The 21,097-nt window shown below is 50.0% G+C and carries 24 protein-coding genes; 16 read left to right on the plus strand and 8 right to left on the minus strand.

Going from position 1 to position 21,097, the window contains the following annotated elements; all coding sequences use genetic code 11:
• Window position 1: 1 nt before the first annotated feature.
• From EGC76_RS08975 to EGC76_RS09020, 10 genes are all read left to right on the plus strand, one after another.
• Window positions 2–592: a type IV pilus inner membrane component PilO gene (locus EGC76_RS08975; protein WP_164876825.1), complete on the plus strand. Its 591-nt coding sequence runs from the start codon at window positions 2–4 to the stop codon at window positions 590–592.
• Window positions 589–1,125: a pilus assembly protein PilP gene (locus tag EGC76_RS08980; protein ID WP_128352658.1), complete on the plus strand. Its 537-nt coding sequence runs from the start codon at window positions 589–591 to the stop codon at window positions 1,123–1,125. Before EGC76_RS08975 ends, EGC76_RS08980 begins: the two co-directional genes overlap by 4 nt.
• The gene (locus EGC76_RS08985; RefSeq protein ID WP_246013944.1) at window positions 1,125–3,266 is read left to right on the plus strand and encodes a type IV pilus secretin PilQ; all 2,142 of its coding nucleotides are present in this window, start codon (window positions 1,125–1,127) and stop codon (window positions 3,264–3,266) included. Before EGC76_RS08980 ends, EGC76_RS08985 begins: the two co-directional genes overlap by 1 nt.
• Window positions 3,267–3,390: 124 nt before the next feature.
• Window positions 3,391–3,909 (plus strand): shikimate kinase AroK, encoded by a 519-nt coding sequence (gene aroK / locus EGC76_RS08990; protein WP_128352659.1) that lies wholly within the window; start codon window positions 3,391–3,393, stop codon window positions 3,907–3,909.
• A 31-nt stretch (window positions 3,910–3,940) separates the two neighbouring features.
• Window positions 3,941–5,041 (plus strand): 3-dehydroquinate synthase, encoded by a 1,101-nt coding sequence (aroB, locus tag EGC76_RS08995; protein ID WP_128352660.1) that lies wholly within the window; start codon window positions 3,941–3,943, stop codon window positions 5,039–5,041.
• Window positions 5,042–5,055: 14 nt separating this feature from the next.
• Window positions 5,056–5,925 carry a Dam family site-specific DNA-(adenine-N6)-methyltransferase gene (locus EGC76_RS09000; RefSeq protein WP_128352661.1) on the plus strand — a complete coding sequence of 290 codons (870 nt, stop codon included), beginning with the start codon at window positions 5,056–5,058 and terminating at the stop codon, window positions 5,923–5,925.
• Complete coding sequence (locus tag EGC76_RS09005) at window positions 5,922–6,368, plus strand: GNAT family N-acetyltransferase (RefSeq protein ID WP_128352662.1); 447 nt, start codon at window positions 5,922–5,924, stop codon at window positions 6,366–6,368. Before EGC76_RS09000 ends, EGC76_RS09005 begins: the two co-directional genes overlap by 4 nt.
• Window positions 6,365–7,150 carry a class I SAM-dependent methyltransferase gene (locus tag EGC76_RS09010; protein WP_246013945.1) on the plus strand — a complete coding sequence of 262 codons (786 nt, stop codon included), beginning with the start codon at window positions 6,365–6,367 and terminating at the stop codon, window positions 7,148–7,150. Before EGC76_RS09005 ends, EGC76_RS09010 begins: the two co-directional genes overlap by 4 nt.
• A complete protein-coding gene (locus EGC76_RS09015; protein ID WP_128352663.1) occupies window positions 7,143–7,628 on the plus strand; it encodes a peroxiredoxin in 486 nt (161 codons plus the stop codon). The genes EGC76_RS09010 and EGC76_RS09015 overlap by 8 nt, the downstream gene beginning before the upstream one ends.
• Before the next feature lie 8 nt (window positions 7,629–7,636).
• The gene (locus EGC76_RS09020; protein ID WP_128352664.1) at window positions 7,637–8,827 is read left to right on the plus strand and encodes a BaiN/RdsA family NAD(P)/FAD-dependent oxidoreductase; all 1,191 of its coding nucleotides are present in this window, start codon (window positions 7,637–7,639) and stop codon (window positions 8,825–8,827) included.
• An 11-nt stretch (window positions 8,828–8,838) separates the two neighbouring features.
• On the opposite strand, the gene EGC76_RS09025 is transcribed toward EGC76_RS09020, so the two are convergent.
• From EGC76_RS09025 to EGC76_RS09050, 6 genes are all read right to left on the minus strand, one after another.
• Window positions 8,839–9,534, minus strand: coding sequence for an SGNH/GDSL hydrolase family protein (locus EGC76_RS09025; protein ID WP_220445679.1), 696 nt, complete (start codon window positions 9,532–9,534; stop codon window positions 8,839–8,841).
• Window positions 9,535–9,542: 8 nt separating this feature from the next.
• Window positions 9,543–10,283 (minus strand): DsbA family protein, encoded by a 741-nt coding sequence (locus EGC76_RS09030; protein WP_128352666.1) that lies wholly within the window; start codon window positions 10,281–10,283, stop codon window positions 9,543–9,545.
• Window positions 10,284–10,294: 11 nt separating this feature from the next.
• Entirely contained in the window at window positions 10,295–10,789 is a 495-nt protein-coding gene (locus EGC76_RS09035; protein ID WP_128352667.1) for a protein disulfide oxidoreductase, read from the minus strand.
• Window positions 10,786–12,858, minus strand: a complete 2,073-nt coding sequence (locus EGC76_RS09040; protein ID WP_128352668.1) for a protein-disulfide reductase DsbD family protein — start codon at window positions 12,856–12,858, stop codon at window positions 10,786–10,788. The genes EGC76_RS09035 and EGC76_RS09040 overlap by 4 nt, the downstream gene beginning before the upstream one ends.
• Before the next feature lie 453 nt (window positions 12,859–13,311).
• On the minus strand, window positions 13,312–14,082 hold the full coding sequence (locus EGC76_RS09045; protein ID WP_128352669.1) for an SDR family NAD(P)-dependent oxidoreductase: 771 nt from the start codon (window positions 14,080–14,082) through the stop codon (window positions 13,312–13,314).
• Window positions 14,083–14,179: 97 nt separating this feature from the next.
• Window positions 14,180–14,737: a TMEM165/GDT1 family protein gene (locus EGC76_RS09050; RefSeq protein ID WP_128352670.1), complete on the minus strand. Its 558-nt coding sequence runs from the start codon at window positions 14,735–14,737 to the stop codon at window positions 14,180–14,182.
• Window positions 14,738–14,900: 163 nt separating this feature from the next.
• On the opposite strand from EGC76_RS09050, the gene EGC76_RS09055 reads away from it, so the two are divergent.
• The gene (locus EGC76_RS09055; protein ID WP_128352671.1) at window positions 14,901–15,320 is read left to right on the plus strand and encodes a hypothetical protein; all 420 of its coding nucleotides are present in this window, start codon (window positions 14,901–14,903) and stop codon (window positions 15,318–15,320) included.
• Between the two features lie 73 nt (window positions 15,321–15,393).
• Window positions 15,394–16,308, plus strand: a complete 915-nt coding sequence (locus EGC76_RS09060; RefSeq protein ID WP_128352672.1) for a surface lipoprotein assembly modifier — start codon at window positions 15,394–15,396, stop codon at window positions 16,306–16,308.
• Window positions 16,309–16,318: 10 nt separating this feature from the next.
• Here EGC76_RS09060 and EGC76_RS09065 read toward each other — a convergent pair whose 3' ends face one another.
• Complete coding sequence (locus tag EGC76_RS09065; RefSeq protein ID WP_128352673.1) at window positions 16,319–17,680, minus strand: S8 family serine peptidase; 1,362 nt, start codon at window positions 17,678–17,680, stop codon at window positions 16,319–16,321.
• Between the two features lie 158 nt (window positions 17,681–17,838).
• On the opposite strand from EGC76_RS09065, the gene EGC76_RS09070 reads away from it, so the two are divergent.
• The 4 genes from EGC76_RS09070 to fnr all read left to right on the plus strand — a co-directional run bounded on the left by EGC76_RS09070 (window position 17,839) and on the right by fnr (window position 20,460).
• Window positions 17,839–18,375 carry an RNA polymerase sigma factor gene (locus EGC76_RS09070; protein WP_128352674.1) on the plus strand — a complete coding sequence of 179 codons (537 nt, stop codon included), beginning with the start codon at window positions 17,839–17,841 and terminating at the stop codon, window positions 18,373–18,375.
• Window positions 18,365–19,075, plus strand: coding sequence for an anti-sigma factor (locus EGC76_RS09075; RefSeq protein ID WP_128352675.1), 711 nt, complete (start codon window positions 18,365–18,367; stop codon window positions 19,073–19,075). The genes EGC76_RS09070 and EGC76_RS09075 overlap by 11 nt, the downstream gene beginning before the upstream one ends.
• Window positions 19,076–19,105: 30 nt before the next feature.
• Complete coding sequence (locus tag EGC76_RS09080) at window positions 19,106–19,627, plus strand: CC0125/CC1285 family lipoprotein (RefSeq protein ID WP_128352676.1); 522 nt, start codon at window positions 19,106–19,108, stop codon at window positions 19,625–19,627.
• Window positions 19,628–19,755: 128 nt separating this feature from the next.
• A complete protein-coding gene (gene fnr / locus EGC76_RS09085; protein ID WP_246013946.1) occupies window positions 19,756–20,460 on the plus strand; it encodes a fumarate/nitrate reduction transcriptional regulator Fnr in 705 nt (234 codons plus the stop codon).
• A 28-nt stretch (window positions 20,461–20,488) separates the two neighbouring features.
• Here fnr and EGC76_RS09090 read toward each other — a convergent pair whose 3' ends face one another.
• Complete coding sequence (locus tag EGC76_RS09090; protein WP_246013947.1) at window positions 20,489–21,025, minus strand: hemerythrin domain-containing protein; 537 nt, start codon at window positions 21,023–21,025, stop codon at window positions 20,489–20,491.
• Window positions 21,026–21,097 lie beyond the last annotated feature (72 nt).

Here is a 21,097-nt window from a genome sequence, read left to right on the forward strand (position 1 = left end):
CATGAGTATGGACAGCCTACGTGAACTAGATATTAACGAGCTGCCGTTCTGGCCGCGCCCGTTTCGAATGGCGATACTTGCAATCATTACTGTTGCCGTATTGGGCTTGAGCTATCACTTTATTTTGGCGGACGAATGGGCCAATTATAAACGTGAGGTGGCACGCGAAACGCAGCTTAAGCAAGATTACCAAACCAAGTACCAAACGGCGGTTAACTTGCCGCTATACCGTGAGCAGCTAGCACGCCTGAATAGCGACCTTGAAACGCTTTTAAACATGCTGCCCAATGATGACGAAACGCCGAAGTTACTTGACGACATCAGCTTAATTGGCACGCGCAGCGGGCTGCGTTTTGATCGCATTGAATGGCTTAACCCGCAGCCGCGAGAATTCTATACAGCACTACCGATGCGGATTGAATTGCGCGGCGCCTACCATCAAATAGGTGATTTCGTCGGGCAAATGTCTGGGCTTGATCGCATTATCAGCGTTAAAAACTTCAAAATGCAGTTACAAGATGATGAAGGTACTTTGAGCCTGTCAGTGAATGCCGAAACCTATCGTCAACAAACATTGAGGGCACAACCATGATGCGTTTTATGCTCTCAATTGCTGCACTAAGTTTGTTGGCGGGTTGCGCGCCAACCGGTCATCAAGACCTGGAGCAATTCACTGCCGAGGTACAGCAGCGCGCGAAGCCGGGTATTAGCCCGCCACCCGAGCTGCCATTACTAGAACGTATTGAATATACCGGTGCTGACATTCGTAACCCATTTCAGCCAACGCCATTGCGTGGCGATGCAGCGCAGGCTACGGGGCAAAATTGTCCGCAGCCAACTCTAGGGTCACCCCGCGGTGGTTTAGAGGGCGTCGCGCTTGATCAGCTTGCTTTAAGCGGCACCATGCGCTCGGGCAATGGTCAATTAATTGCCTTGTTAGTTTCAAACGAAGGCAAACTTTTCCGGGTAGAACGTGGTGATTTTGTCGGACTCGACAACGGCCGCATCACCTCTATTACTCCACAACAAATTTCGATTCGTGAATGGCTAGCTACCGGCGATGGCTGCTGGCAACAACGTGACGTATCGCTAACCTTGCTGAACTCGCAAAGGAGCTCGAACTAATGAAGCACTTAATCCGTACCCTATGTCTCCTGCTCTTGATGCCGCTAACGGTATCTGCCAACGAGCTCTTACGGGTTGAGCAGATTGCGTTAAATAAAGATCGCTTCAACTTAGAAGCGCACTTTTCGAAACGTGTCGAGTCACCCGTTGTCCGTCGCAATAATGACGCCAATTTGCATGAGTTCTTGTTATTAGGCACCCGTGCCAACATGCCTGATGGCCGTTTAAACTTGAGCGAACACCCACTCCTAGATTACGTTGAAATTGAGCAACAACGTGAAGACTTGCTCGTTCGCGTACACACCAAGAAGCCATTGGAAAACCTGATGAGCCGCTTTGGTGAAGTTATGGTGATGGTGTTTGTTGCCAGTAAAGACGATACGACGCAGACAGCAGCCGCCAAGCCCGCTGCCAGTAAGCCTGCGGCGCCAAAACAAGAGCCAGCGAAACCTGCTCCGGCCAAAGCTGATACGGTTGCCGAAACCAAGCCCGAGCCAGCTCCGGAGAAAGCCAAAAGCGAGCCGACTAAACGTGCCGAAGTTCGCACGGACAGCCAGCAAGTTTCAGACAAAACAGCGGTAACAAACATTAATTTCTTCCGCTTACCTAATGATGTCGGTCAATTAAGCATTGCCTTGAATAAAGACAACGTTGAACATGAAGCGCGTGTGAAAGGTAACGACCTAGAACTGATTCTGTATGATACGCAGTTGCCTGAAGATCTCCTCTATGTGCTTGATGTCAGCCAATTTGCGACACCGGTTGCATACGTTGAAACCTTCCGTGAAGGGCGCCACAGCCGGATTAAAATTGCCGGTAAACGCAAGTTCAAGCATCAGCTTGAGCAAATTGATGGCTACCTGCGACTCAACCTTGCGGAAGCTCCGCAGGTTGATGCTGCCGAAGCTCAAGCGCAATCAAGCCAGAAGCCAATTTCGTTAAACTTCCAAGATGTTCCTGTGCGCCAGCTGCTGCAAATTTTGGCGGATGAAAACAACCTCAACCTAGTCGCCAGTGAGTCCGTAACCGGCAATATCACGTTACGCCTTGAGAATGTGCCATGGGAGCGCGCGCTTGAAACTATCTTGCGCGTTAAAGGCCTGGATAAGCGTTACGACGACAATATTTTGATTGTCGCGCCAGCCTCAGAACTGGCCCAGCGTGAAGCCGAGCAGCTAGAAAGCCAGCAGCGCATGCAAGACCTGACGCCACTGGAAAGCTCATACATTCAAATTAATTACGCCAAAGCTGACGAAATTGCGCAGATTCTGCGTACCGATAGTTCTGATTTACTGTCAACGCGCGGTGCTGTAACCGTTGATGAGCGTACCAACACGCTGTTAGTACGTGATACGCCGGAGCAAATTGCAACCGTCAAAGCGATGGTCGCCGTGCTTGATGTGCCAGTTAAGCAAGTTATTATTGAAGCGCGTATGGTTACTGTGCGTGACAATATTAGTGACGAGCTGGGTATTCTTTGGGGCATCAGCGAACCTGAGCTGGACACGTCCACACCGCCGCCATGGGGTACAGGAACCAACGTAACCGGTGACTTCAACGTGAACCTACCGATTGCCTCACCAGCTGCAACCATTGGTTTCCAAGTCGCAAAACTGGCCGATGGCCGCCTGCTTGACCTTGAGCTGTCTGCTTTGGAGCGCGAGAACAAAGGTGAAATTATTGCCAGCCCGCGCATCACCACAGCGAATCAGAAAGAGGCCTACATCGAACAAGGTACAGAAATTCCATATGTGGAAAGTGCCTCGTCGGGTGCTACCTCAGTGCAGTTCAAAAAGGCTGTATTAGGCTTGAAAGTAACGCCACAAATCACCCCAGACAATCGCGTTATTTTGGACTTAGTCATCACCCAAAATACTCGTGGTGAAACGGTTAGCACACCAACCGGTCCGGCTGTTTCAATTGATACGCAAGAAATTGGCACGCAGGTATTGGTTGAAAATGGCGAAACCATCGTGCTTGGTGGTATTTACCAACAGCAAATTTTGAATGATATTTCAAAAGTACCGTTGCTTGGCGACATTCCGTACGTTGGGGTATTGTTCCGCACCGATAGTCAGGTGAACGAAAAACGTGAATTGTTGATATTCGTGACACCAAGAATTGTAACGAATAATCCGTAAACCTTGCTTATATAGCTGTGACTTGCGATAATCGCGCATCTTTTTGGTTGGGTAAAGGAAGGTCTTGAGACACTCCGGATTCCGTGAGTCACAGCTAGTTAAATAAGTGAAGTAACACATCAATATGGCTGAAAAACGTAACATTTTCTTAGTTGGCCCTATGGGGGCCGGCAAAAGCACAATAGGGCGGCAACTTGCCCGCCAACTCCACCTCGAATTTTTTGACTCTGACACGGAAATAGAACGCCGTACCGGTGCAGATATCGCCTGGGTTTTTGAGTTAGAAGGCGAAGAAGGTTTCCGCGCACGCGAAGAAAAAGTTATTGAAGAGCTGACCGAAAACACCGGTATCGTGCTCGCAACAGGTGGTGGCTCTATCTTAAGCAAAGAAAGCCGCAACCGATTATCGGCACGTGGTGTTGTAGTTTATCTGCAAACCACTATCGATAAGCAACTTGCTCGCACCCAGCGCGACAAACGTCGGCCTTTAATCGCTGAAGCTGAGAACCCGCGTGAAGTGCTTGAAGAGCTGGCTGACGAGCGCAATGCACTGTACGAAGAAATTGCAGACATTATTGTTCGTACAGATGAACAAAGCACGAAAGTTGTCATTGACCAAATTATCGAGAAAGTGGGTATATAAACATCACGTTTATTGTAAACCGGAGGCGCTCATGCAGGAAACCACACAGCAGATCATCGTGGGTTTGGATGAGCGCAGCTATCCGATTGATATCGGCGCCGGTTTATTAGCGCGCACGCCGCTTTTTGACAACCTACCGAAACAACTACTCATTGTAACCAACACCGTTGTGGGGCCTTTGTACGAAGCTCAGGTTCGCGCACAACTCTTTGCACACGACGTTGTAACACACACCATTGACGATGGCGAAGGCGCCAAAAGCCTCGATAATTTCGGGGCGATTATCGATACGCTTATTGCCCACAATTTTAATCGCGACTGTGCGATTATCGCTTTAGGCGGTGGTGTAGTTGGCGATTTAGCCGGATTCGTTGCGGCTACTTATCAGCGCGGTGTAAATTTTTACCAAATACCCACCACCTTACTCGCACAAGTTGACTCATCGGTAGGCGGAAAAACAGCCATCAACCATCCCGGCGGTAAGAACCTTGTTGGTGCCTTTTATCAACCGCAAGGCGTACTTATCGATACCCAGTGCTTGAGTACCCTTAACGATCGCGATTATGCCTGTGGCCTTGCTGAAGTGGTCAAATACGGCATCATTGCCGACGCTGACTTCTTTGCCTGGCTAGAAGCCCACCAGCATAACTTGAATCAGCGTGACTCTGCGGCATTAACCTACGCCATTCGGCGCAGCTGCGAAATCAAAGCTGAAGTTGTTGCGGCCGACGAGCGCGAACAATCGGTGCGGGCCTTATTAAACTTAGGGCATACCTTTGGCCATGCAATTGAAGCGGCCCACTACGAATCGTGGAAACACGGTGAAGCCGTTGCCGCAGGTACCATGATAGCTGCAACCTTAATGCACCAGCTGGGTGAGCTTACCGCCACAGAATTAACCCGTATTGAAACGCTGCTTAATGGACTCAAGCTGCCCGTACGGGCGCCGAAAATGCCACTGGAACGGTGGCAGACGTTTATGCAACGTGATAAAAAAGTAAAAGGTGGCACACTGCGTTTTGTGCTGCCTACCGCCATTGGCGCAGCTTGTTTGCGGCCCATTTCCGATTGGCAAGCCATTGGCGCAGCCATTGCTGCAATGAGTCATGCTGACGCACGTAGCCCCTTGTAAAATGAGCACGCATCATGAGTAAGCAACGCGCCTTCCTAAAATGGGCTGGCGGTAAATACAACCTCATCGAACCGATTACCGCTGTGTTGCCTGAAGGCAACAAGCTGATTGAGCCTTTTGTCGGTGCGGGCTCGGTATTCTTAAATACCAATTACCCCAGTTACTTACTGAATGATGTAAACCCGGATTTAATCACTCTATTCAAAACCGTGAAGCGCCGGCCCATGCGCTTTATCGAAGACGCACGCAAACTGTTCTCTACGGCCAATAATACGCCCGAGGCCTATTACGCGTTGCGTAAGCAGTTTAACGCCACTACCGATGGCTATGAACGCTCGTTATTGTTCCTGTATTTAAACCGCCATGGTTACAATGGGCTCTGCCGCTATAATTTATCAGGCCAATTCAACGTGCCGTTCGGACAATACCTACGCCCCTATTTTCCACGCGCTGAAATCGAGTTCTTTGCCGAGAAAGCGCAACGCGCAACCTTTACCTGCATGAGTTTTGAAAAAGTATTTCGACGGGCTCGCAAAGGCGACGTGGTGTATTGCGATCCGCCCTATGCGCCACTGAGCTTGACGGCTAATTTCACCAGCTATTCCAGCGGCGGCTTTAGCATTGCTCATCAAACCGAGTTGGCGCGCCGCGCTGAACAGACAGCGCGTAAGCGCGGCATACCGGTACTAATCAGTAATCACGACACTGACTTTACCCGTTTACTGTACAAGAAGGCGCAGTTGGAAACCTTGCAGGTATCGCGATTTATTAGCCCAAAAGGCGAAAGCCGTGGCAAAGTTGCCGAACTGCTGGCTTTGTACCAATATGACAACCGCGCCAATGTGGTCGTGCTTAATCCCCAACTTCGGAAGCGTGCACAATGAACTGGCAACTAAAAACCTTTGCTGCGTTGAACACCAATGAACTGTATACGCTACTGCAGCGCCGTGAACAGGTGTTTGTGGTGGAGCAAGCTTGCCCGTATCTTGATGCGGACGGTGCCGATACCCAAGCCCTGCATCTTTGGGCCGATAGTGACCACGAGGCTGTGATTGCCTACGCACGGATATTTCTTGGCCAGGGTGGTGATGCATACAGCCGTATAGGCCGTGTGTTAACAGTTCAATCGGTACGGCGCACGGGCATTGGCCGTGAGTTAATGCAGCGCGCAATTGATATCTGCCGCGAGTACACGCCGGAGCTGCCAATTCGTCTCGGCGCGCAAGTCTATTTGCGCGCGTTTTATGAAAGCTTTGGTTTTGTTGCAATCAGTGCCGAATACCTAGAGGACGACATCCCCCATATTGATATGGAATTGCGCCCGTGAGCGAAGCACTTGCCGATAGCTTGCTATACGGCTTGGTGGTGTTGGACGAGTCAACAACCAATGCCCAACGCGAGGCCGTTCTTCGCCAAGGCATTCCCTTGTGTGAAGTCGCGCAATGTACCCATAGGTTTCACCTTGAGCTAAGCGCTGCTGGTTTGCAGTTGCGTTGGCTTGAACACCCCAAAATGCTGCCGCTGCAGATTGATTTTCAAACCGGTAAACATGCCTTTCGAGCCGCACAGGCGCGTATAAAAGACGAAGCCATTGCCCGCGCTTGTGGTTTGCAGAAAATAAAGCAACCACACATTCTTGATGGTACCGCGGGACTTGGCCGCGACGCCCTTGTGCTGGCGCAGCTTGGCGCCCGTGTTGGTCTTAATGAGCGTCACCCCGTTGTAGCTTTGTTGCTGCAAGATGGACTGCGTCGTTTACATCAAAGCGCCCAAGAATGGCAACAGCGGCTATACTTTGCGGGTACAGATTGCTTTTCAGCAGTCTCCGCAGATGTTTATGACGTGATTTATTTGGACCCAATGTATCCAAAGGGTGATCGCAAAGCCAAAGCGGCCGTAAAAAAAGACATGCAAATGTTTCAACAACTTGTAGGTAGCGACACTGACGCTGATGCGTTGTTAGCCGCAGCAATGCGCATGGCAATTCATCGCGTTGTTGTCAAACGCCCACAACACGCCGATTTTTTGGCCGGGGTGAAACCCGATGCCCAAGTGATCAGTAAAAAACATCGATTCGACATTTATTTTCCGGAGCAACATAATGATTAAAACTAATGACCGTATTCCCGCTGGCACACTCACTGCACTTGGTGAAGTGGGTATGCAGCAATTCAACCCAGCTGAACTTTTTGACAAGGGCACGCACATTTTGTTTGCTGTACCTGGTGCCTTTACCCCAACTTGTTCAGAAAAACACTTACCTGGTTTCGTTGAACACGCAGCCGAACTGAAAAAACACGGCGTACAAACCATTGCCTGTGTTGCCGTAAATGACGCTTTTGTGATGAAAGCTTGGGGCAAAGCGCTGAATGTTGGCGATAGCGTGATGTTATTGTCTGACGGCGATGCTTCGTACCATCGTGAACTCGGTTTGATTAAAGAAACTGGTAGCTTTGGTGGCACCCGTGCTGAGCGTTACGCTATGGTGATTACCGATGGCGTTATCACGCATCTGTTTGTGGAAGATGAAAAATCCTACGGCGTTAGCAGCGCTGAACATGTGTTAGAAGCATTGAAAAAAGGCTAAGCACATTCATGGCTGACTCAAGCACACTGGACGTGATTGTGATTGGGGCCGGCGCTGCCGGCCTCCATTGTGCAGCCACAGCCGCCAAGCGAGGCAAGCGCGTACTGGTGTTAGATCACGCCAAACAGGCCGGTAAGAAAATACTTATCTCCGGCGGTGGCCGCTGTAACTTCACCAACATGTACGCCAGTGCTGAAAACTTCTTGTCTGAAAACCCCCACTTTTGTAAGTCTGCACTAAGCCGTTATACCCAATGGGACTTTATTGGGTTGGTAAATGACTATGGCATTGCTTACCACGAAAAAACGCTTGGCCAACTTTTCTGTGACCACAGCGCCAAAGATATTGTGGCGATGCTCATGGCGGAATGCAGTAAATATGGCGCCAAAGTTCAGTTGCGTACTGAAGTGCAGCGCGTGGAGGCAACCGCTGATGGTTATGTGGTGCATACCTCTAGCGGTATGTTGCAAGCCAGCAAACTGGTTGTCGCCTGCGGTGGGTTGTCCATGCCCAAACTCGGCGCCACGCCGCTGGGCTACCAAATCGCTGAACAGTTTGGCCATCGCATTGTGCCAGTGCGTGCGGGTCTTGTGCCTTTTACCCTGCATGAAGCCGATAAAGAACGTTATGCTGAGCTGTCTGGCCTAGCCGTTGATGTGGTGGCTGAAAACGAGCGCGCCAGCTTTAAAGAAGCCTTATTGTTCACGCATCGCGGCGTATCCGGCCCTTCCATGCTACAAATTTCATCGTATTGGTTTCCCGGTGAAACGGTTTCCGTGAACCTGCTACCCGATGAAGACTGCTTTGCACGCTTAAATGAACTGCGCCAAAGTAGACCGCGCATGAGCCTGCGCAGCGTGATTCAAGAATGGTTCCCAAAACGCCTTGCGTTAACACTATGCGACCAATACCAGTGGCCTGATAAGAACCTAGCCGACTGCACCAACAGCCTGTTGCAGCGCGTTGCCGACACGCTGCATGCATGGCAGCTTAAGCCGAATGGCACCGAGGGCTATCGCACCGCTGAAGTTACTCTTGGCGGTGTAGACACCAATCAGGTGAGTTCAAAAACCATGGAAAGCCGATTGCAGCCTGGCTTGTTTTTTATCGGTGAAGTCATTGACGTGACTGGCTGGTTGGGCGGCTACAATTTCCAATGGGCCTGGAGCAGCGGCTGGGTTTGCGGCGAAAGCGTTTAGTTGCCACCTAATCAATCGTTCTGCAACAGATCGCTGACGCCATTAGCCCACAACCGAGCGGCTTGGGCTGATGGATGAAAACCATCGGCGGCCATATACTCGGCTGCAAATGGTAAATCGAGCGCTAAATAATCACAATCGTGGCGCTGACAGTGGTGCTTCAACTCAGTATCAAGCTCCCGCGCTTGGCGCCCAATAAACCACCGCAACGGCTGCGGCAGGGCCGGAAATTTGTGCATGGGTGGCAGCGCGGTAAAGACAATGCGTTGCGCTTGAAACTCCATTCGCAATAATTGTGTTAGCGCGCTTAGGTCATTCTGCCATTTCGCCAGCGCCGTGCGGCGGGTAACATCATTCACCCCCGCCGATACCAACACAACATCAAACTTAACTCCACCGGCGTGTTGCTCCGCTAACTGGCATACACCTTCGCAGGTTAGGCTTGATTGCGCCCATAATTCCCATGAAACGCGATACGTTTCGGCTAAGCGCTGTACCAGTTGACCCGTTACAGCTTCCGCTTGCGTTGCGCACCCAACACCAGCGGCAGCCGAATCCCCCAGCACTAAAAGCCGCAATGATTTACCTGCCCCCATAACGCCCGCGCGCTTACCGCTGGCCTCGGGCAGTCGCACCGTTGTGCGCCGCACGCGCTTGCCCTGCCAGAGCAGTATTGGCGCAAGTACTAGCATGAGCAGCTTTTTCATCATCTCCTCTATTGAGCTTTCTGTTTTACCAAGCTTTCTGCCACAACAGCTTTTAACTCATCGTATTCCACGTAGCCCGGAATTGTGCGGCCGCCAACCATAATTGCTGGCGTTCCGCGCAATTGAAAGTCAGTAAATACGCGGTAATTACGCTCAATAATAGTCGGCGTAGCATTGGCGCTATTCAACTGTGAACGGGTACCCGTTTTACGGGCAATTTGTTCCAGTGACGTGCCAGTATGCAAACCATTCTTCGCATACAGCAATTCATGCACATCGGCGAACTGAGCAGGCTGGTTTTGCCATACATTTAAGGCGAAATTGGCTGGGTTTAGCTTGCCGCCTTGCACATTTTGCTGACGCAATGGCACCAGCACATTAACCACTTTTACCTGTGGAAATTCTGCAATTAACTTCTGCAAATGTGGTTCTAAGCGTTTGCAAAACGGGCAATCGTAATCGGTGAACACTATAATACTCAACTCTGCGTTTTCGGCACCGAACCATGGGTGCGCATCGTCGTTATCGAATAACCACTTGCCATGCTCGCGCTGTGCGTTAAGCGTCGATTTTTTGCTGGCAATGTACTGCTCAAGGCTTGCCAAGACACTTGGGATTACTTCCGGATTTTCAGCCAGAAGTTCGCTGATTTGTTTCAGTTGTTGCGCTTGCTGATCGCCTTGTTGGGCGTTTGCTTGAACGCTGAATACCATCATAACGGTGAATACTGTGCTTAAAAGGTACTTCATAACTTCTCCAATTAATGTGTGAGCCGCGCCCACCAAAGGCGCAACCACAAGCCTACCGGCGTTGATGCGCCGGTGGTGTAAGAAACAATTTCGCCGTTGGCAATAATCGCAACCGTTGGGGTTGCCGTTACTTGCCAGCGACGCGCAAGTTCGCCCGTATTATCGTTTACGGTGACGAACTGATAGTCGTGTTCGCGCAAAAAATGTTTGACTCGTTCATCGGTTCCAGAGCGGATAGCAACGGTGACCACCTGATGGCTTTCTGACAACCAATTGATTGACGGCGAAACCCAATCACAAATAGGGCACCAGGTAGCCCAGAAGTAGACCAACACTGGCTGCTCATGGCTAAGCGCAACAATATCGGTTTGCTGTTGCTCTAAAGTCACTAGGGTAAACGCATCAATTGGGCCTGATGGTAACCCACGACTGCGCCAGCTATCTACCGCGTAGCTTATTGCGATAAACAAGACTAAATAAATCAGAACCGACTTGATAATCTTCATTCGCGAGCCTGCTCAATGGCCGACAATACCGCATTATCGGTCAGTATGACCGGAAGCGGAATGCCTTGCGGAGCGCCCGGCCCATAAACTTGATTGAACGGTACGCCATAACGCCCGTAACTGTGCAGATAATCGGTAATGGCCTGATTTGGGCGGGTCCAATCGCCTTGCATCAACACCACGTTATCAGCACGTAACGCGCTGGCTACAGGGTCTTGCAGCAGTACGCCTATTTTATTGGCTTGGCAGGTCACGCACCAATCAGCAGTTACATCAACAAACACAACCTGCCCTTGTGCCACGGCTGAAGCAATTGCACTTGGCTTCAACGGTTGCCAGGGATGCTGCTCAAGCTCCTTAGGGCTGCTGGTCCAGCTGCTTGCGACCAGGCCTACACCGCTTAAGAGCAACGCTGTGGCAAGGCTTATAAGCACGCCTTTACCACCATGGCGGCGATACGCTAACCAAAATGCAAATGCGACGAAGCTGATTAGCAGCGCTACGAATACCGCGCGAGTTAAATGGTTGGCAAGCAAACTTACTAACCACGCCGTCGTGAGCAGCAGTAAAGCAGCAAATACTCGATTAACCCATTGCAGCCACGGCCCTGGTTTTGGCAGTTTTTGTGCAAGCCCCGGCCACACTGCGACCACCAACCACGGCAGCGCCATACCGACACCCAAGGTGATAAAAATAAGCAGTAATTGTACATTTGAAGCGGCTAACGCAAAGGCTACGGCAGTACCTAAAAATGGTGCCGTACAGGGTGTAGCTAATAGCGTTGCAAACATACCTTGTACAAAATGGCCTGTTGTTGACTGGTTGCCACGCGCCGCAACCCATTGCTGCATGCCATGCGGCAATTGCAGTGTCCATAAGCCGCTAACTGATAATGCAAAAAGGCCAATCACCAGCGCCATGCCACCAATAAAATATGGATTCTGGAACTGAATGCCCCAACCAATCGCATGACCACCCAGCTTAAGCGCCATAATCATTAACGCCAGCAATACAAACGATGTGATAATGCCCAGCGCTGATGCAACAAACTGGCGGCGAATTTGACCACGTGCTCTGTCAGAGCCAATCAGCCCCTGCATTTTTAAGCCCAAAACCGGAAGCACGCAGGGCATAATATTCAGAATCAGGCCGCCTAGTAAGGCCAGCGGCAACATATACCAGAAACTGGTTGATACAGCGGGATCAGAAATTGTCCCGGCCGTCGCAACTGCCGTTTGCTCGCCACGTACAAGCTCATCAGCAACAGTCACTTGCAGCGTTTCACCAGACAAGTTCGGCTGCTCCAACCAATGTGAAATAGCAAAGTGTGCGGTAAGACGGTTGCCATCGTGCTGCTGATACACCTGCTCAATCGTTAAATCGGTTAACTCTTGTTGCAAACTATCTACAAAAATACGCGGTTGTTGCCAGCCCTCAGCGTTTTCAACCGTCACCGATAGTTGCTGTTTGCTTGCTGACCAAATCAACTGCTCTACCTGCAGTAACGGGTGATCACGATGGGGTAGTCTGCTCTGCGCCTGTTCCAACAGGAACATGGCATCCATATCCGTGCGCAGCTCACTTGGCGTAAAGTTAAGTGCAATTGGGTAGTCCGAAATGACACAAATGTTAGTGCAACTTGCCAAGGTTAGCGTGCCTTGTAAAGACACCCGTTGCTGCCAATTTTGCACTTCAATTTGCAGTGGGAAGCTCACATCGCCTTGATAACCCACGGTCTCAATACCCTGCACGCTAAAACGCTCAGGCACAGGAAAGCGCCAATTCACTGCAGCAATATTTTCTGACTCAACTTGCCAGGCCAGTTCTGGTGGCACGCCACCTTCACCGGGGGTTCGCCAATAAGTTTTCCAGTCGTCCGCTAATTTCACTTGCAACAATGCGTCAACCGTCAGGGCTTCAGCATCGATTTTACCTGGCACAACAAGGCGCACTTGCACCGGCTGATGCGATTCAAGTTGCTGCCAGTCGGTTGCCACTTGCGCCTGCGCTGAGCTACTTAGCAGCAGGAGCAAGGTGACAAGCTGCCAAATGACTAAATGTGGTTTCATAAATTTATCTCATGTATTCGATTACTTCACTGCCACAAGCTATGGCAGCACAACGTATGCACTACGTGTTGCGTTATTCGTTGAATACACAAAAAACAAGGTGGGAGCGACATCGCCGCCGCGCGGGGGGTGTTTGAATAGACGTTTTTGTGACTAGGCCGATGCTAACAAGGATTAGAAAGCCGACAAAGAGTGATGTGGCCGCCGCGCTGTCAAGAATATTTAGGTGCGCTTGCTGCAGCAGCTGCGATGAGCTTTCACATTCAGCTAAGATTGTTCCAGCTTCAGTTTGATGCTGACTGTGCTGTGCTTGTGGGCACTGTGTTGGCACCCAGGTACTTTGCTGCCCCCAACATAAGAACAGCACGCAAAATACCGCCACTAAGGCGGTATAAGCACGTTTTCTGTCAGCTTGACTGCGTTGCATCGTTACTCGTTTTATTCGTTATGCGTTCAGCTGGCACCCATACCACCGTCAACACGGTATTGGCACCCAGTTATGAAAGTACTTTCATCAGACGCCAAAAACAGAACTAAGTTCGCGACGTCGATAGGTTCACCATAATGCTGCATTGGGATGATTTGTTCAAACTGGTTTTGTACTTCTTTACCATGTCCGGGATTCATAGTTTCTTCAATGGCACGCATCATGCGTGTATGAATGGGCGATGGATGCACAGAGTTCACCCGAACGCCAAATGGAGCAACTTCAACGGCCGCTGATTTGGTTAAGCCAACCACCGCATGTTTGGATGCCACATACGGGCTCATATTGGCAAAGCCGTCTAGCCCTGCAACGGATGACATATTAATCACGCTACCTGACTTGGCCTTGATTAAATGCGGGAGCACGTATTTCATGCCGAGAAAAACACCGCGTAAGTTCACGGCAATTACGCGATCAAAATGACTGGTTTCTTGCTCGTGAGTTGGGACGGGTTTGCATTCAATGCCAGCATTATTGACAAACACATCAATTGCACCAAAATGGTGCAAAGCAGCATCAACATATTTCTTGGTGCTGTCTTCATTGGACACATCCGCGGCTACACTAAACACGCGCTCCGGATGCCCTAAATGCTGTTCAGCTTGCTCAAGATCGGTTTCTTTTAAGTCCACCAACACCACTTTTGCGCCCTCGCGCAGAAACAGTGCGGCCGTGGCAAGACCTATGCCTGCCGCACCACCTGTAATAACAGCTACTTTATCTTCAAGACGGGGCATCACACACCTCCAATTAACTCATGAGTGTGCGATCAACTATAGGTTATATTTTGAACTGTTTTATGATCTGGCGTAAGTTTTTTACTGACCCCAACGCCTACCAAAGCAATGCAACGATACCCAGCACAATAAATACAGCGGCCGCAACGTATCGTGCCAAGTCTAATGGCAGCTTCTGCATTAATTTACCGCCCAGCAATACAATCGGCACATTGGCAAGCATCATGCCGACAGTTGTACCCATAGTAACCGCTACAACACTGCTGTATTGCGCACCAAGCACGATAGTTGCCACTTGCGTTTTGTCACCAATTTCCGCCACAAAAAATAGGATGGTGGTGGCAATAAACGCGCCATATTTGCGCACTTCGTTGTGTTCATCGTTGTCCGGCTTATCAGGAATTAGCACCCACAAGCCCACAGCAATAAAACATGCTGCAACAATATAGGTAGCGATATTTTCAGGGAGTACGCCAACAATCCAGCTGCCAAACCAAGCTGATATAAAATGGTTCAGCACGGTAGCCACAAAGATACCCGCAATAATCGACCACTTATGCCTATACCGAGCGGCTAAAAATAGACTGAGCAGTTGCGTTTTATCACCTATTTCAGCCAGCGCCACGGTGAGCGTTGAGGTAAGAAATGCGTCCAAATCGGGCTCCTCATTAAAGTAGGCGCGCATTTTATCGGCAATCACCTCAATCAGCAACAAAGCGTCAAAGTTAGCTTTGCTATCTCTTTACAAACCAGATGGGAATAATCTGCGTTGTCGCAGCGTTATCGAGGTGTCACTACGACATAACGGAGGAATCATTATGAAAAACGTATTTAAATTTAACGTAATTGCTTTATCACTTGCTCTCACTTCAGGTGCTGCTTTCGCACAAGAGGCATCAGTAAACGCTAACGCCTCTGTTGCAGCACAACAATCGGTTTCGGCCAATGCAGAAAATGACCAAGATGACGCCTCTCTCGACACAATGAACAGCGTCCAGTCCGAGGTTGATGGCACAGTTAGTTCTGCAATTGATGTGACGCAAGGCGTTACCGGTAGCGTTAGCGCAACCGTCAATGACACCGTGGATTCAACTGTATCTGGCGCCATCGAAACAGCCTCTGAAGCTGCGGTAACGGATAGTGTGAATGGCACCATCAACGACACCATAAATAGCTCAGTGGAGTCGACTGTTGATGCAACCGTTCGCAATACCATTCGCGGCAACATTGGTAACTAATCCAGTCTGATTGGCGTTGATAACGTGGGGCTAGCTGTGTGGCTAGCTCCACATTTTTCGAGGAGGAAGCACCATGAAAACGACATCGCTTATTTTTGGTTGCACCGTGGTAAGTTTGCTGCCAAACCTTGTGAGCGCTGATGAACAACGATTCAGCTGGCAGGGTAAGTTGGAAGCGGGCTACGTTTACGACAGCAATGTGACCGTGCGTGAACTTGACGCCACCACCAATAAATCCGACCAAGCAGCTCTGCTGGACGGGAGCCTTTCATTAAAGTGGAACCCGTGGGCAAATTTGCAGGTGAATGCCGGGGTAAACCATAGTGAAACCCTATATCGCGACCAAGATGAATTTGATTTGGCCATTACCACCGTGCATGGCGATTTATCGTATGACTTTCGTGCATTCACGGTTGGGTTAAGTCGCCACGACGCACAAGCGGATCTGGCTAATCAAGCATTTATGGATTACCAGCAAGACGCATTCTATTTATCCCGTTTATGGGGAGCGCGCTGGTATACTCGATTCGCGCTGCAAGACGTTGATAAAACCTTTGCCCAGGTACCGGAACGTAACGCCACCGCACGAGCCTACACCGGCGACATCTACTGGTTTACGCCCTCGGCTGAAAGTTATATTTTGGTGGGTTATACCTATCACGACGAAACTTCCGTTGATCCTGAGCTAAGTTATCAGGAACCGCAGTACCGCCTGACTTGGCAAACACAAACATCGGGTTGGGGTGGCGCGCATCGCTGGCAACTGGCCTTGCAGTGGCAGCAACGCGATTATGCCGCGCCCATGCAACTGTTGGATGGCGAAGCGCGTGAAGAACAGCGCTTCAGTGTACGCGGTCAATGGGATATTCCGCTTGCTGCAGCCGTAACGTTAACGCCGACTCTTGAATATGTTGATAACCAGTCAAACTTTGACGCCGTTGACTATGATGAGACGCGTGCGGGCGTTCGGCTTGGATTTAAGTTTTAAGGCACCTGAATCAATTTGGCGCCAATAGGCCGAACCCAAACACGGAATCACGTCCTTTCCCACCCAAATCTACCACCCGCTGCTGAAGCAAATCACGCACTTCAGTAGCGGTTGCGGTGGACTGCTCAAACCACAAACAAGCAGCTGCTGCCGCAACAACGGGTGCCGCCATGGACGTTCCTGTTTCATATCCAACGTTGCCGTCGCGCCTTGCAGTGCTTACCTGCACGCCTCGGGCAGTAAACTCAACATAGTCACCTTGATTTGCCCACCGGTAAATCTGCCCTTGCGCATCCGCGGCGGTTACCGCAATTACATCATCATAGGCAGCTGGGTAATTCGCCGGTGCGGCGGGGCCATTATTACCAACCGCGGCAACCAGCAAAACATTGCGTTCAGAGACTCGCTTTACGGCTTGCTCCAATAACGCATTAGCGGGCCCAGTGAGGGACAAATTAATCACTTTGACATGCTGTTCCGTAAGCCAATTCATTGCTTCCAACAACGGCAACAAAGCTGCACCTTGCTGCATAGCATTATGCCGATGAAAAATTGCCGCGCTATAAAGCTTAGCGTTAGGAACAAGGCTTACATAGTCTTCATGCGTTCCGATTAGAAGCCCAGCAACTGCTGTGCCATGGGCAGTTGGCTGCGCAACATCTGCTTGAAGAAAGCTTTTCTGCACAATGGCCTGCTGCGCAAATGCCGGGTGGGAGGTATCTATCGCCGTATCAATCATGCCGATTGTCAGCGGCGTTTCACACCATTGTCGCTGCGCAAATTTCACACTCGAAGTTCCGGAATCGTTGCTTTGTGCATCGTAAACAAAATGGCGTACTAACGATGCCGCAGCAGCTTTGGAAAATTTACTTCGCAGCAACGCTTCATCATTCAATTCGGCGGGTACCTTAAAGCGCAGCACCGTAACATCCAATGCCCCCAATGTTTGCTTGGCAAGTACCTGCGCATCTATCTGCTGCAGCGCCTGTTCGGCTTCCGCAGATGCCGCAATCAGCCATTCCCGCTCAAGTACACGGTTGCCATTGGCCAGTGTCACTTCTGTAAATAGCTCCTGCTGGTTCGAGTCCAGCACCGCTAAGCGCTCGGTAACGTCGGGTAGCACAGTGACTGCGGTTGTGTTGATGCCTTGGGTAAGACGTTGCGCTGACTCAGGAACCTGATCTTGCACCCTTTGTTGAACGCGGTTTTGTACTTCATCACGCACCGTTTGGGTGGTGCGTTGAATATCTTGCAGCGCAGGCTGTATCGTATTATCAATGACTTGCGCGTAACCAATGGTGGGTAAAACCAATGTTAATAATGCCAATTGCAGTAATCGCGGCGTGACATTTTGTGCTAGCTTTATAGTCATAACGTTGTACCTCGTGCAGAAGAACCGATGTGTACTCGGTTAACGGTTCCCAGCAAAAAAAATTCCATACCCATGGAATAAATCATACGTGCCGTTCGTTACCAAGGTAGCACAGGATGAATTTTCTCTGTTTTAGCTAACGCAACTTGGGAATAACGATGACAGCAACACAAGTTAAACAACAGCTTAGCTCACTACTGCCAGCATTGCGGCGTTTTGCTTTATCGCTGTGCGGTAACCTTGCCGATGCTGATGACTTACTTCAGTCCACCGTCGAGCGCTTGCTAACACGGCCAATACCGGACGACGTTGAGCTTCTTGCTTGGGCTTTTAGAGTATGCCGCAACGCTTGGATTGATGAACATCGCGCACGTAAAGTTCGTGAAAATGCGACGCAGCGTGAAGAATTGCAGCAAACGACCAGCCCAGACGATACCCAACGGGTGCATGATCAGATGGAGTTGCATGAAATAGATGCAGCATTAGCTGGACTGCCTGATGATCAGCGCGCTGCATTGGCACTCGTCGCAATTCAGGGCCTGAGTTATCGTCAAGCCGCTGACATTCTTGATGTGCCAACGGGAACGGTCATGAGCCGGCTGGCCCGCGCCCGCATTAAACTCGTTGAACTCTTGCAGCAGCCAAGCTCTTCATCGAGCGATAACAGTTCAAAGGGAGCACCTTATGTTCATTGATGACGTTAAATTATCAGCTTTTCTCGACAATGAACTTGAACCCAATGAGGCTGAAGCCATTCGACAGCAGCTGGAGCACGACGATGCTTTGGCAGAACGTTTGTCCGCATTAGCAATGGTTGATTTACAGGTTGGCGAGCGCTTAGACGCTCAGCTGCAACAACCAATTCCAGCACGTATTTATGCGTTGCTTGAGGAACCTGCAGAAGCTACCAACGTCGTTTCAATGGGGCGTTGGCAACAGCTTCGCAATGCGTTGAAGGACCACGTAGCTATCGCCGCTGGCGTCGCGTTAATTGTCGGTTTCGGAGTCGGACAGTGGTTGCCTGGCTCCGTGCCCTCTGCCGTCAATCATGACGTGTCGTTAGCGCTTGAAACGCAACCAAGTGGCATGCCGTATCAGCTTGATGCGGATACCACACTAACGGCACAACTCACCTTTAAGGACGCGCAAGGCGATTACTGCCGCCAATATCAGCTTGCCCGGGCCGAGCAAACCACCGTGGCCATACAGTGTCGTCGCAGTGAGGAATGGCACGAAGTTGCCAGTGTCAGTATGGTCACGCAAGCAAACAACGCCACATATCAAACGGCGTCAGGGCAACACGTACTTGACCCGTTACTTGACCAAATGATGCGCTCGGCGCCATTAACGCCGGCGCAGGAAAAAGAAAAACTTATGGCGGCTTGGAAAGACTAAAAAGCTGCATAAAAACGAAGGAGAACGACCATGAAAACACTGAATGTTATGTTGTTCACAGTATTGGCTCTGGTAATTTCTGGCTGCAGTTCACAGCCCGACTATCGCAAAGCAGAAGGCTCGGGCTACGGCTACCAAGAGACTAAAATTTCCGATACACAATATCGTGTCAGCTTCAAAGCGCGCGGTACCGACAAAACCAAAGCCATGGATTATGCGTTACTCCGCGCTGCTGAAGTGACGTTAGAAAATGGGTATGACTGGTTTGTGGTAACACACCGCGAAACGCTTGTTGATCGTGAACGGGTGCAACCAGACACCAGCTTAGGCTATACCAGCTCACGCGATATGGTCACCCGCTGTGGCTTAGTGACATGCACCACCACCAGTTATCCGCGCACCAGCATGAGTGCCGGTGTACACATTGGTGGTAATGAATCGAGCGAAATTCAAAGCATTTTAGAAGTTAAGCTCGGCAAAGGCATGCGCCCGGATACCGACTACAGCTTTAGCGCGCAGGAAGTAAAAGAGAACCTTAGCCCTAAAGAATAAGTCGGCAACGCAATATACCCCTAGAGAGGGATCTCGGGGGTACTCCATCAGCACAAGGTTAATTTATAAACGTAGTGCGTATACTGCATGCATCACATATCGATTTTGATCTGCATCAGGAAAACGTTATGACGAACATGACCTCACACATTCATTGTCAAAATTGCAGCATGGCAGCGCTATGTTTGCCGTATCAACTCGACCAAGAGGGCATGGCGCGCTTAGATACGATTATTCAGCGTCACAAGCCGTTGCAAAAGCGTGACATCTTAGTTAACGCAGGTGCGCCATTAAAGTTCCTGTATGCCGTACGTAGCGGTTCGTTGAAGTCGTACACTATCGACGACAATGGCGTTGAACAAATCATCGACTTTCACCTTCCCGGCGACCTCATTGGTTTTGACGCATTAGCCAACAGCGAACACCGCAGTTACACGCAAGCGCTAGAAACAGCGATGCTGTGTGAGATTCCAATCAGCGCATTGGATGACCTTGCTGAACAAATGCCCGGTCTGCGTCGGCAAATGTGGCGCTTAATGAGTGGCGAAATATTTTCCAGCAAACAATTGCTGGGCACACTCAACAATCGTTCCGCGCAGCAACGTCTTGCACAATTCCTCGTTACCTTAGCTGACCGCTTCAAGGAACGCGGATTATCAAACCGTTCGTACCGCTTAACCATGACCCGTGCCGATATCGGCAATTATTTAGGGCTCTCGGTTGAAACCATTAGCCGTATCTTGTCGGCGCTGCAGCTCGAAGGTGTCATTGACGTACAAAACAAATTAGTTAATGTGCTTGAACCAAGCCGTTTGCGCGAACTGGCTCAATAATTGAGCCAGATTCGCTAATCTGCGTCACTTACTGACAACCGCCACAGCAATGTCCGTTACCATGCCCTTTGCTGGCTTGTTCTTGCTGTTTAAACAATACGGCGTTTTCTAGTGCGATGTGCTGATGCAGGTCGCTAACAAACTCGTTAATGCCTTCATACAGCATAATCCAACTGCCACAAGCGCCACGCGGTGCGTTGCATTGATTGGTCAATTCCAATAACTGTGCAACCATCTGCTCATGTTGGTCGTGCTCTTCTTCCATAACCGCTATTGGGCCCTTTGGAAAAATGTCACCGGCCAACATTGGGAACAGAATTTGTTCTTCTTTCATCATGTGACTTTCTAATTCTTGATACATTGCTTGCAAATGCTCGGCCAACCCAGCTGGGCATTCGTCATGATCGTTGTGTACGTCTTCAATTTTACGAGCCAGATTAATCAGATTTGGTAACTGAGCACGATGTTTTTCGTGAAAATGCTCAATAACAAACTCGGTCAGTGCTTTCTTTGGCATTGCCTGATAAACCGCCAATGCTTCATCATGAATAGTATGGGTGGTCATGGTCACTCTCCTAAAATGGGTGATATAAATAGCTTGAACACCTCGTAACTACTGCAAATTAGATGCCAAAAC

It is taken from the genome of Pseudidiomarina gelatinasegens (genome assembly GCF_004025325.1).
In the GTDB taxonomy this organism is placed as follows: Bacteria; Pseudomonadota; Gammaproteobacteria; order Enterobacterales; family Alteromonadaceae; genus Pseudidiomarina; species Pseudidiomarina gelatinasegens.